This window comes from Azospirillum terrae (assembly GCF_053470425.1).
In genome coordinates, this window is sequence record NZ_JBPXMR010000006.1 from 187,818 (window position 1) to 198,421 (window position 10,604).

A 10,604-nucleotide genomic window follows, 5' to 3' on the forward strand; every position below is an offset into this window, starting at 1 on the left:
GGCGCCGCGGACCCTATCGGCCCGCTCCGCCATCGGCAAGGGGATCGCCCAGAAAAGCGGCGCGGAGCGCATCCGGCGGCAAGGTGTCGGCCGGCCCCTCGAACAGGACGGAACCGAGGCGCAGCAGCACCGCCCGCCGGCCAACGGCGAGCGCGCGGGCGGTGCTCTGCTCGGCGATCAGGATTGCGGTGCCGGCCTCCGCGATGGCGCGCACGGCGGCGAACATGTCGCCGGCCAGCTTGGGCGACAGGCCGAGCGACGGCTCGTCCAGCAGCAGCAGGCGCGGCGCGCCCATCAATGCCCGGCCGATGGCGAGCATCTGCTGCTGCCCGCCGGACAACCGCCACGCCCGCTCGGCCGACTTGGCGCGGAGTTGCGGGAACAGGGTGAAGACGCGCTCCAGCGCCGCGCGGCGCGGGGCGGCAGGGGCGAAGCTGGCGACTTCCAGATTGTCGCGCACGCTCATGCCGGGGAAGACGCGCCGGCCCTCCGGCACATAGCCCAGGCCGAGGCGCACGCGCCGCTCGGGCGGCAGGCCGGTCAGGTCCACGCCGTCGAAGGTCACCCGCCCGGTGGACGGCACGAGGCCGAGCACCGCCTTGAGCAGCGTCGATTTGCCGGCCCCGTTGGCGCCCAGCAGCGCCACGGCCTCTCCGGGGGCCAGCGTCAGGGTGACGCCGTGCAACGCCGTGGAGCCGCCGTAACCAGCGGACAGAGCGTCGATGCGCAGAAGGTCGGTCATGCGGGTGAACCAAGATAGGCGGCGACCACCGCGGGGTCGTGCGGCACGCCGGCCGGGTCGCCGTCGTACAGCACCCGCCCCTGGTCGAGCCCCAGCACGCGGTCGGCCAGCGGCAGCAGGAAGCCCATGTCGTGCTCGACCACCAGCACGGCGACGCCCTCCCCCGCCACGGCGCGCAGGTGGCCGGCCAGTTCCGCCTTTTCGGCGTCGGTCAGCCCGGCGGCGGGCTCGTCGAGCAGCAGCACCAGGGGTTGGCGGGCGAGCGCGCGGGCCAGTTCGACGCGGCGGCGCAGGCCGGCTGGAAGACCGCCGCAACGGTCCTGCGCCTTGTTCGCCACGTCCAGACGGGCCAGCACGGACAGGGCGTGGGCCTCGGCCGCGGTTGCCGAGGAATCGCGCTCCAGCCGGGCGGCGGCGACCGCTTCGAGGACGGCCGACTCCTCCGGCAAGCCGGCGGACTGGAAGGTGCGCGCAACGCCGGCCCGCGCGATGCGGTCGGGACGGGCGCCGGCCAGTGGATGCCCCAGAAGATCGATGCGGCCGGCGTCGGGGCGCTCCAGACCGCTCACGAGGTTGATCAGCGTCGTCTTGCCGGAGCCGTTGGGGCCGATCAGGCCGGTGATGCGGGCGGACTCCAGCGTGAACGACACGCCGTCCACCGCCCGCACGCCGCCGAACGCCTTCTCCAGTCCCTCGACGCGCAGCACCGGACCATGCGTGACGGGGCGTGCCGGCAGCGGTGCCGGCGGAGGCAGGGACCGGGGCTTGGCGGGCAGCAGGCGGTCGAGCAGGCCGGTCAACCCGTGCGGCGCCAGGATGATGGCGGCCAACAGGGCGGCGCCATAGAGGATCAGGTAGCTGCGTTCCAGAAAACGGAACCATTCCGGCAGGTGGATCAGCAGCAAGGCGCCGAGCACCGCGCCGGCCACCCGGCCGCGGCCGCCGACCACGGATATCGTCAGGATCGACACCATGACGGGGAATTCCAGCACCTCCGGCGAGACGACGCGCTGCGTGTGCACCGACAATGCCCCGGCGGCTCCGGCGTAGAGCGCGCTGAACGCGAACGCCTGCATGCGCAGCCGCCCAACGTCGAGGCCGAGCGTCGCCGCGGCCAGCGGGTCGTCGCGCAGCAGAATCAGCGCCCGGCCCCAGCGCCCGCGCGCCAGCCGCCACGCCAGCAGTCCGCCCAGGGTCACGAAACCCCACACCACGGCGGCCAGCGGCAGGCCGCGCGGCACGTCCATGCCGAACGCCGCGACGCCCGGTACGCCGGGCAAGCCGTTCGCTCCGCCGGTGATGTCCGGCGCGTTGATCGCCAGCAGCAGGACCACCTGAGCGATGCCCAGCGTCGCCAACGCAAAGTAGTGCGATTCCAGCCGCAGCACCGGCAGCCCGACCAGCAGCGCCAGCAGCACCGGCAGCGCCAGTGACACCGGGAACGTCGCCGGGAAGCTCCAGCCCAACTGGCTGCCGAGAATGCCCGTGGCGTACGCCCCCACCCCGAAGAAGGCGCCGTGCGCCAGCGACAGGGCGCCGGACAGCCCGAACACCACCTGGAAGCCGATCGCCGCCAACGCGTACACCCCCGCCACGGTCAGCACGCGCAGGCCATAAGGGGAGGCGTACAGCAACGCGTACACCAGCAGCGCCAGGGCGGCGAGTGCCAGCGCGTTACGCACGGCGCCGGGCCGCCTCGCCGAACAGGCCCTGCGGGCGGGCGACCAGGATGAGCAGCAGCGTCGCGTACAGCGCTCCCAGCGCCACCGGGTAGGACAGCACGGACGACACGCCGACCTCGAACAGCGCGATCAGCAGCGCCCCCACCACCGCGCCGGGCACCGAGCCCCAGCCGCCGATGGTCACGGCGATGTACGCCTTGAGGATCAGGTCGCCGCCGGCACTGGGCGTCACGAAGAACTGGTTGGCAAGCAGCAGCCCCGCCGCCCCGGCGTACGCCGTGCCCAGCGCGAAGGTCGCCAGGATCATGGCGGTGACGGGGATGCCACAGGCGCGCGCCATCTCCGGGTCTTGTGCCGTGGCGCGCAGGCGGCGGCCGAACTGCGTGCGGGCGAACACCCACTGCTGGGCGCCGATGAGCAGCGCCGCGACGGCGACGATGGCGAGCGACTGCACGGACACCACCAACCCACCGAGAGCGACCGTGCCGCCCGACAGCAGCGGCGGGGCGGCGCGCGGCTCGCCGCCGAACAGCGCGTTGGCGCCGTTTTGCAGGATGATGCCGACCGCGATGGTGCTGATGAACACCGACACCGGCGGCCGGCCGCGCAGCGGCAGATAGGCGAGCAGCGACACCAGGAGGCCCAGGGCGGCCATCAGCACCAGCACCAGCGGCAGCAGCGCCAAGCCCGGCGCCGGCCAAAGGGAGGCGAGATGCGGGGCCAGCGCCACGGCCAGCATGCCGCCGGCCATGACCAGATCGCCGTGCGCGAAGTTGACCGCCCCCGTGGCGTTCAGCACCAGCACGAACCCCAACGCCACCAGCGCGTAGGCGGCGCCGAGCGCCACGCCGTTGACGAGGAGTTGCAGGACCGTCACTTCACCACGCCCGTCACGTTGTCGTAGCGCTTGACGAGCTTCGGCACACGCGACGCGCCGTCGTAGCAGACGATGACCGCGGAGTGCGCCATGTTGCCCTTGCCGTCCGAGGCGTACGTCATGGCGAGGCCCTTGTACGCGCCCTTGGACAGCGCGTCGCGCACCTGCTCCGGCGTCCGCGCGCCTTTGGCCGCCGCGTCCAGCACCATCTTGACGCCGTCGTACTGGCCGAGCGCGAAGGCGTCCGGCTCGGCGTTGAAGGCGCGGCGGTAGGCGGCGGTGAACGCCTCCACTTCGGGAGAACCGCCGGACACCGGCGAAGCCGCGGTTTCGGCGCACACGCCTTTCAGCTCGGCGGGCTCCAGCAGCGCCGCGGTGCTCGGCTGGTGCATGGCGGAGCCGGCGACGATGGGGATGGTCACGCCGTGCGCCGCCGCCTGGCGGATGAACAGCGCGGTGGGCGCGGAGTGCAGGTGCAGCACCAGCACGTCGGGGTTGGCGGCCAGCGCCTTGGCGATCACCGGCAGCAGGTCCTTGGCCGAGGTGTCCACCCCCTCCTCGAACACCGGGGTGGCGCCCAGCGCCTTGAAGCGCTCCAGCAGATGCGCCTTGCCGCCCTGACCGTAGGCCGTGGTCTGGTAGATCACCGCGGGGCGCTTCTTGCCCAGTTCCTCCACCACATAGCGGGCGTGCGCCGCCTTGGTCACGGCGTCGCCGGGGAAGAAGCGGAAGACCCAGGGGTTGCCCTGCTCGGTGATCGCCGCGGTGCCCGACACGGTGACCAGCGGCAGCTTGTAATCCTTCGCCAGCGGCAGCATCGCCAGCATCTGCGTGCCGAGCATGGAGGCCACCACCGCCGTCACCGGCTTGCCGGCGGCGCGCTCCAGCGCGGTCACCGCGGCTTCGGGGGAGGTGCCGGTGTCGACCACCTCGGACGTCACGGGCAGGCCGGCGGGGGCCTCCTTGAGCGCCAGCAGCGCGCCGTTGCGCTGGCTGGTGCCCTCCAGCGACAGGAAACCGGTCAGGGGGACCAGCACCGGCACGTTCAGGGAATCGGCGAGCGCGGGGGGCGCCAGCAGAATCGACAGGATGGGAATCGCAAACCGCCGCATGGATGTCCTCCTCGCCGGCGGGGAAACGCCGTACGAGGGCGGGCCTCGGACGGTCGGCTCCCTTCGCTGGCATGACCCAGATCAGGTTCGATGGGTAGTTTCTCAGCCTGTCCCGACGGACAGGCACCCCAGCCGTACGAGCGCGAGAATCGGCAAGCCCGACCGCCTTGTCAAGCTTGCCTCTTTCTGGCGCGGGTCTCGGCGCGCAGCACGTACAGGCCGCTGGCGATGACGATACCGGCGCCGAGCGCCAGCGACGGGTCCGGCGCGTCGCCGAAGATGACCGCGCCGTACAGCACGCCCCAGAGCATCTGCGTGTACTGGAACGGCGCCACCACCGCCCCCGGCGCCATGCGGAAGGCCGAGAGCAGGCAGAGCAGCGCCGTGCCGCCGATCAGCCCGGTCGCCGCCATCAGCGGCAGGTCGGCGAGCCGGGGCGTCACCCAGACGGTGGGCTGCCAGGGCGCCAGCATCGTCGCGGTGAGCAGGTTGCCGTAGAACGGCCAGGAGGGTGCGGTCTCCGCGGTGCCCAGCCGGCGGACGATCAGCGCCGACAGCGCGAAGCACACCGCGCTGACCAGGGCGCCCAGCGCGCCGACGTTCACCACCGCTTGCGTGGGGCGCAGCATGACCAGCACGCCGGTGAAGCCGAGCAGCACCGCCGCCCAGCGCCGCGACCCGACCCGCTCGCCCAGCAGCGGCCCGGACAACGCGGTGATGATGAGGGGCGAGGAGAACAGGATGGCGTAGACGTCGGCCAAGGGCATGCGCTGGAAGGCGAAGAACGCCCCCAGTCCGGCGGCGGAGCCGGTCAGCCCGCGCACGAGCTGGAGGCTCGGCCGCCGCGTCGCCAGCATCCGCGGCCCGCCGCGCGCCAGCGCGAAGCCGGCGATGGGGATCAGCGAGAAGCACGCGTTGAAGAACATCGCCTGCACCAGCGGGTAGGTGCCGGTGAGATGCTTCATCAGGCTGTCAACGACGGAGAACAACGCGAACGCGGTGACGATGAGTGCGATACCGCGGAGGTTGAAGTTCATACCGTCGTCAGATCCTCATGGCCACCAGCGGGCCGGGCTCCGGGGCGGTGTCGGCGATGGTGAAAGCCTCCAGCAGCGCGGCGGCGGCGCGCTCCGCGTCGGCGGTGCTGCGGGCGTGCACGACGGCCAGCGGGCGCTGCGAATCCACCACCTCGCCGAGGCCGGCGACGGCGTCCAGGCCGACCGCCGGGTCCACCAGATCGGTCACCTTGGCGCGCCCGCCGCCGAGCGCCACCACGGCGATGCCGACCGCGCGCGTGTCGATGGCCGCCACCACGCCGGAGCGCGGCGCGTGCACCGCCAGCCGCACGGGGGCGGACGCGAGGTGCTTGTCCGGCGCCTCCAGCAGATCGGCGGGGCCGCCCAGCGTCCGCACCATGCGGGCGAAGCGCTCGGCGGCGGCACCGCTGCGGATCGCCGCGTCAAAACGGCGGCGGCCATCGGCCACGTCCGTCGCCAGCTCGCCCACGACCAGCAGCTCCGCCGTCAGCTCCGCCGTCACGTCATAGAGCCGCGGGTCGGTGGGCTCGCCGCGCAGGAAGGCCAGCGATTCGCGCACCTCCAGCGCGTTGCCGGCGGTGCGGCCGAGCACCTGGTTCATGTCGGTCAGCAGCGCGCGGGCCACCAACTCGGCGCCGGTCGCCACGGTGACGATGCTCTCGCCCAGGGCCTCGGCGGCGTCCAGCGTGGTCATGAAGGCGCCCGAGCCGAATTTCACGTCCATGACCAAGCCATCCAGCCCGGCGGCCAATTTCTTGGACAGGATCGACGCGGTGATGAGGTCGAGCGATTCCACCGTCGCCGTCACGTCGCGCACCGAATAGAGCCGGCGGTCGGCCGGGGCCACGTCGTCGGTGGCGCCGACGATGGCGCAGCCGACCTCCCGAACCACGCGTTGCAGCGTCGCCACGTCGGGTTTGGCCGTGTAGCCGGGGATGCTCTCGCACTTGTCCAGCGTGCCGCCGGTGTGGCCAAGGCCGCGCCCGGAAACCATCGGCACGAAGCCGCCGCACACCGCCACGACCGGCGCCAGGATCAGGCTGACCTTGTCGCCGACGCCGCCGGTGGAGTGCTTGTCCAGCACCGGGCCGGGCAGCCCGAGCGGCTTCCAGTCCAGCACCCGGCCGGACCGCGTCATGGCGCGGGTCAGCGCCACCCGCTCGCCCAGGTCCATACCGCGGAAGAACACCGCCATGGCGAAGGCGGCGGCCTGCCCTTCGGTGACCGAACCGTCGGTGATGCCCTGCACGAAGGCGCCGATCTCCCCGGCGGTGAGCGGCTGGCCGTCCCGCTTCTTGCGAATGATCTCCTGCGGGAGCATCGACGCTCAGTACCCCTCGACCGTAGCCTTGTCGGCGGGTGCCTCGCCCAGCTCGGCCAGCAGCGAGTCGAGCAGGCCCGAGGCGCCGAAACGGAAATTCTTCGGCTTGGCCCAGCCCTTGCCCATCAGCGCGTCGGCGAGGTGCAGGTAGGCGGCGGCGCAGGCCGCGTCGCGCACACCGCCCGCCACCTTGACACCCACCCGGTGCCCGGCCTGCCCGGAGGTGTGCAGCAGCAGCGCCGCCGCCTCCAGCGTCGCGGCCGGCGTGGTCTTGCCGGTGGAGGTCTTGAGGAAATCCGCCCCGGCGGCGATGGCGTCGCGCCCAGCCCAGGCCAACAGGTCGGGGTCGGGGAAGGCGCCGGATTCCAGGATCACCTTCATGGTGACGCCCTCGCCGCACGCCTCGCGGCAGGCGTGCAGCACTTTGAGCGGCAGCGTGCGCGCGCCCTCGATGAAGGCGCGGTAGGGCAGAACCACGTCGATCTCGTCGGCCCCGGCCTTGCACGCGGCCTGGGTGTCGGCGGCGACCGTGGCGGCGTCGGCCTCGCCGGCCGGGAAGTTGACGACGGTGGCGATCTTCACCCCGCTGCCCTTCAGCGCCTTGCGCGCCGGCTTGACGAAGTGCGGCCAGACGCACACCGCGGCCACCGGGCCGACCGGCGTGACCGCGCGCTTGCACAGCGCGAGGACACTCTTTTCCGTGTCGTCGTCGTTGAGGCTGGTGAGGTCGAGGAGCGCCACCGCCCGCCGCGCCATCGCGGGAGTGGATTTGACGTCCTTGGCGGCATCGACGGCGAGTTGCAGTTCGGCGAGCAGTTTCATGGCTGGGCCTCGTCCCCTACGGTCCATCCCTCAAGAAATCCGGTCAGCAGCCGCTCCAGGTCGGTCGCCGCCGCGGCAGCATTGCGCAAGGTGTGATCGTGGTCCACCGGCTCGTCGCTCAAGCCGACGCCGAGGTTGGTGATCACCGCCACCCCGGCGACCCGCAGGCCGCAGTGCCGCGCCACGATGCATTCGGGAACCGTGGACATGCCCACGGCGTCCGCCCCCAGCAGCTTCAACATGCGCACCTCGGCCGGCGTCTCGAAACTGGGGCCGAGCCACGCGGCGTACACGCCTTCCGCCAAGTCGATTCCGAGATCCGCGGCCTTTGCGCGCATCAGGGTCCGCAGAGCGGGGTCCCAGGCGTCGGTGAGGCTGGGGAAGCGCGGACCGAACGACTCGTCGTTGGGGCCGACCAGCGGGTTGCTGCCCAGCATGTTGATGTGGTCGGAAATCAGCATCAGCCGGCCCGGCCCGACCTCCGTGCGCAGTGAGCCGGCGGCGCAGGTCAGCACCAGCGTGTCGCAGCCGGCGAGCTTCAGCGCCCGGATGGCGGTCTTCAGCGCGGCGAAGCCGGTGCCTTCGTAGGCGTGCACGCGGCCTTGCATGACGGCGACCGGATAGCCGCCCAGCCGGCCCAGCACGAGGCGCCCGGCGTGGCCCTCGACCGCCGGCACCGGGAAGCCGGGCAATTCGGCGTAGGGGATGGCGACGGCGCCCTCCACCCGGTCGGCGATGCCGCCCAGGCCGGAACCCAGAACGATGCCCAGACGCGGGCGCACGCCGGGGGCGCGGGCCAGGATCTCGGCGGCGGCCTTGGCGGCGGTCATGCGCGGGCGTCCATTGTCGGGGCCGGTGCAGCGTGAACGGACGCGGCGGCCCTTGGGTTCTGCGGGGTCATCAGCGCTCCTTCACATAAGCGACGCCACTGGCCTTTGGCGCCACCGCCCGGCCGACGAAACCGGCCAGCAGCAGCACCGTCAGCGCGTAGGGCAGCATCTGGATGAACTGCACCGGCACCGTGCCGATGCCGGGCAGCGCCACGCCTTGCAGGCGCACCTGCACCGCGTCGGTGAAGGCGAACAGCAGGCACGCCGCCAGCGTCGGCCACGGCCGCCACTTGCCGAAGACCAGCGCGGCGAGTGCGAGGTAGCCCTTCCCCGCCGTCATGTCACGCACGAATCCAGCACCGTGCGCGGTGGACAGATACGCCCCCGCCGCCCCGGTCAGCGCCCCGGTCACCAGAAGCGCGCGGTAGCGCAGGCCCGCCACCGACAGGCCGGCGCTGTCCACCGCCGCGGGGTTCTCGCCCACGGCGCGCAGCCGCAGCCCGAAGCTCGTGCGGTGGAGCATCCAGGCGGTCACGCCAACCACCGCGGCGGTCAGCCAGATCAGCACGTTGGTGTCGTCGAGCACCACATCGTACACCGGCCCGAGGATCGGGATCGGCTTCAAGGTTTCGACGCCCGGCAGGTGGATCTGCGGCAGCCGCGCCGAGGCCGGCAGCAGCGGCGTCTGGCCGCCCTGCTGGAACCACGCGAAGGCCAGGGTCGGCGCCAGCCCGGCCACGAGGATGTTGATCGCCATGCCGGACACGACCTGATTGCCGGCGTGCGTCACGCAGGCGAAGCCGTGCACCAGCGCCAGCGCCACCCCGACCGCCATCGCGGCGAGCAGGCCCAGCCAGGGGCTGCCGGTGGCCCAAGCGACCGCGGCGGCGGTGAAGGCGCCGGCCAGCATCTTGCCCTCCAGGCCGATGTCCACCACCCCCGCGCGCTCGCAGTACAGACCGGCGAAGGCGGCGAGCACCAGCGGAGTCGCCACCCGGATGGTGGCGTCGGCCAGCAGCAGCAGGATGGTGAACGCCTCGCTCATCCCGTGACCCCCGCACGGCGGAACAGGTTCTCCAGGGCTCCGGCGAACAGGATAATCAGGCCCTGGATGACCACCACCAGCTCACGCGTGATGGTCTGGAACTCGAACGACAGCTCCGACCCGCCCTGATACAGCGCGCCGAACAGCAGCGCCGCCAGGACGATGCCCACGGGGTGGTTGCGCCCCATCAGCGCCACGGCGATGCCGACGAAGCCCACCCCGCCGGTGAAGTTCAAGAGCAGCCGGTGCTGCACCCCCAGGATCTCGTTGAGGCCGACGAACCCCGCCAGCGCGCCGGACACCAGCATCGCCAGCACCACCACCCGCGCCGGGCGGATGCCGGCGTAGACCGCGGCGCGCTCGTTCTGGCCGACCGTGCGCAGCTCGAAGCCCCAGCGCGTGTGCCAGACGAAGCCGTAGACCAGGGCGCAGCACGCCAGCGCCCAGACGAAGGACAGGTTCAGCGGCGAGGCCGGCAGCGTGATACCCAGCCAGCCGGCGACCAGATCCATGGCGGGCAGCCATGTCTCGGGCGCGAACTCGCGCGACTCCGGGCTTTGCTGGCCGGGCTTGATCAGCACGTCGACCATCAGCCACGTCATCAGCGACGCCGCGATGATGTTGAACATGATGGTGGTGATGACGATGTGGCTGCCGCGCCTGGCTTGCAGCCAGCCGGGGAGAAAGGCCCAGGCGGCGCCGAACAGCGCCGAGGCGGCCACGCCGAGCAGCGCCGCCACCGGCCACGGCCAGCCGGTCAGGCCCAAGCCGACCAGCCCGGCGCCCAGGCCGCCCATCGTTGCCTGCCCCTCGCCGCCGATGTTGAACAGCCCGGCGTGGAAGGCGACCGCCACCGCCAACCCGGTGAACATGAAGCTGGTCGCGTAGTACAGCGTGAAGCCGACCGCCTCGGGATAGCCGAAAGCGCCATAGACAAGCACCTTCAGCGCGGCCAGCGGGTTCTCGCCGATCCCGGCGACCACCAGTCCCGACAGCGCCAGCGCCGCCGCCACGTTGAGCGCCGGCAGCAGGGCATGCCCGACCCAGCCCGGCACCGTGCCGGGCGGCCGTAAGCCGCTCCCCCGCGCATTGCCCGCCATAGCCTGAATCCCGCACCGAACGCGGGTCGAAGGTGC

General features: G+C 72.3%; 10 protein-coding genes and 1 riboswitch. All 10 genes read right to left on the minus strand.

Annotated features, from left to right (window positions below):
• Positions 1-13 precede the first annotated feature (13 nt).
• The 10 genes from ACSVDD_RS17540 to ACSVDD_RS17585 all read right to left on the minus strand — a co-directional run bounded on the left by ACSVDD_RS17540 (position 14) and on the right by ACSVDD_RS17585 (position 10,568).
• Complete coding sequence (locus tag ACSVDD_RS17540) at positions 14-742, minus strand: ABC transporter ATP-binding protein (protein WP_448190666.1); 729 nt, start codon at positions 740-742, stop codon at positions 14-16.
• Positions 739-2,424 carry a branched-chain amino acid ABC transporter ATP-binding protein/permease gene (locus ACSVDD_RS17545; RefSeq protein ID WP_448190667.1) on the minus strand — a complete coding sequence of 562 codons (1,686 nt, stop codon included), beginning with the start codon at positions 2,422-2,424 and terminating at the stop codon, positions 739-741. The genes ACSVDD_RS17540 and ACSVDD_RS17545 overlap by 4 nt, the downstream gene beginning before the upstream one ends.
• Positions 2,417-3,301, minus strand: coding sequence for a branched-chain amino acid ABC transporter permease (locus ACSVDD_RS17550; RefSeq protein WP_448190668.1), 885 nt, complete (start codon positions 3,299-3,301; stop codon positions 2,417-2,419). Before ACSVDD_RS17550 ends, ACSVDD_RS17545 begins: the two co-directional genes overlap by 8 nt.
• Entirely contained in the window at positions 3,298-4,413 is a 1,116-nt protein-coding gene (locus tag ACSVDD_RS17555; protein WP_448190669.1) for an ABC transporter substrate-binding protein, read from the minus strand. The genes ACSVDD_RS17550 and ACSVDD_RS17555 overlap by 4 nt, the downstream gene beginning before the upstream one ends.
• 41 nt (positions 4,414-4,454) lie before the next feature.
• A riboswitch (TPP riboswitch) is annotated at positions 4,455-4,554 on the minus strand.
• Between the two features lie 29 nt (positions 4,555-4,583).
• Complete coding sequence (locus ACSVDD_RS17560) at positions 4,584-5,450, minus strand: DMT family transporter (RefSeq protein WP_448190670.1); 867 nt, start codon at positions 5,448-5,450, stop codon at positions 4,584-4,586.
• A 7-nt stretch (positions 5,451-5,457) separates the two neighbouring features.
• Positions 5,458-6,771 (minus strand): thymidine phosphorylase, encoded by a 1,314-nt coding sequence (gene deoA, locus ACSVDD_RS17565; RefSeq protein ID WP_448190671.1) that lies wholly within the window; start codon positions 6,769-6,771, stop codon positions 5,458-5,460.
• 6 nt (positions 6,772-6,777) lie between these two features.
• Complete coding sequence (gene deoC / locus ACSVDD_RS17570; RefSeq protein ID WP_448190672.1) at positions 6,778-7,593, minus strand: deoxyribose-phosphate aldolase; 816 nt, start codon at positions 7,591-7,593, stop codon at positions 6,778-6,780.
• Positions 7,590-8,423, minus strand: a complete 834-nt coding sequence (locus tag ACSVDD_RS17575) for a purine-nucleoside phosphorylase (RefSeq protein WP_448190673.1) — start codon at positions 8,421-8,423, stop codon at positions 7,590-7,592. The genes deoC and ACSVDD_RS17575 overlap by 4 nt, the downstream gene beginning before the upstream one ends.
• A 70-nt stretch (positions 8,424-8,493) precedes the next feature.
• On the minus strand, positions 8,494-9,468 hold the full coding sequence (locus tag ACSVDD_RS17580) for an ABC transporter permease (protein WP_448190674.1): 975 nt from the start codon (positions 9,466-9,468) through the stop codon (positions 8,494-8,496).
• Positions 9,465-10,568 carry an ABC transporter permease gene (locus ACSVDD_RS17585; RefSeq protein WP_448190675.1) on the minus strand — a complete coding sequence of 368 codons (1,104 nt, stop codon included), beginning with the start codon at positions 10,566-10,568 and terminating at the stop codon, positions 9,465-9,467. The genes ACSVDD_RS17580 and ACSVDD_RS17585 overlap by 4 nt, the downstream gene beginning before the upstream one ends.
• Positions 10,569-10,604: the final 36 nt, after the last annotated feature.

What these genes read in the sequence shown, in the direction of transcription:
- ACSVDD_RS17540 (WP_448190666.1), bottom strand. Translation starts at nt 742, where the DNA reads ATGACCGACCTTCTGCGCATCGACGCTCTGTCCGCTGGTTACGGCGGC.
- ACSVDD_RS17555 (WP_448190669.1), bottom strand. Translation starts at nt 4,413, where the DNA reads ATGCGGCGGTTTGCGATTCCCATCCTGTCGATTCTGCTGGCGCCCCCC.
- ACSVDD_RS17560 (WP_448190670.1), bottom strand. Translation starts at nt 5,450, where the DNA reads ATGAACTTCAACCTCCGCGGTATCGCACTCATCGTCACCGCGTTCGCG.
- deoA (WP_448190671.1), bottom strand. Translation starts at nt 6,771, where the DNA reads ATGCTCCCGCAGGAGATCATTCGCAAGAAGCGGGACGGCCAGCCGCTC.
- deoC (WP_448190672.1), bottom strand. Translation starts at nt 7,593, where the DNA reads ATGAAACTGCTCGCCGAACTGCAACTCGCCGTCGATGCCGCCAAGGAC.
- ACSVDD_RS17575 (WP_448190673.1), bottom strand. Translation starts at nt 8,423, where the DNA reads ATGACCGCCGCCAAGGCCGCCGCCGAGATCCTGGCCCGCGCCCCCGGC.
- ACSVDD_RS17580 (WP_448190674.1), bottom strand. Translation starts at nt 9,468, where the DNA reads ATGAGCGAGGCGTTCACCATCCTGCTGCTGCTGGCCGACGCCACCATC.
- ACSVDD_RS17585 (WP_448190675.1), bottom strand. Translation starts at nt 10,568, where the DNA reads ATGGCGGGCAATGCGCGGGGGAGCGGCTTACGGCCGCCCGGCACGGTG.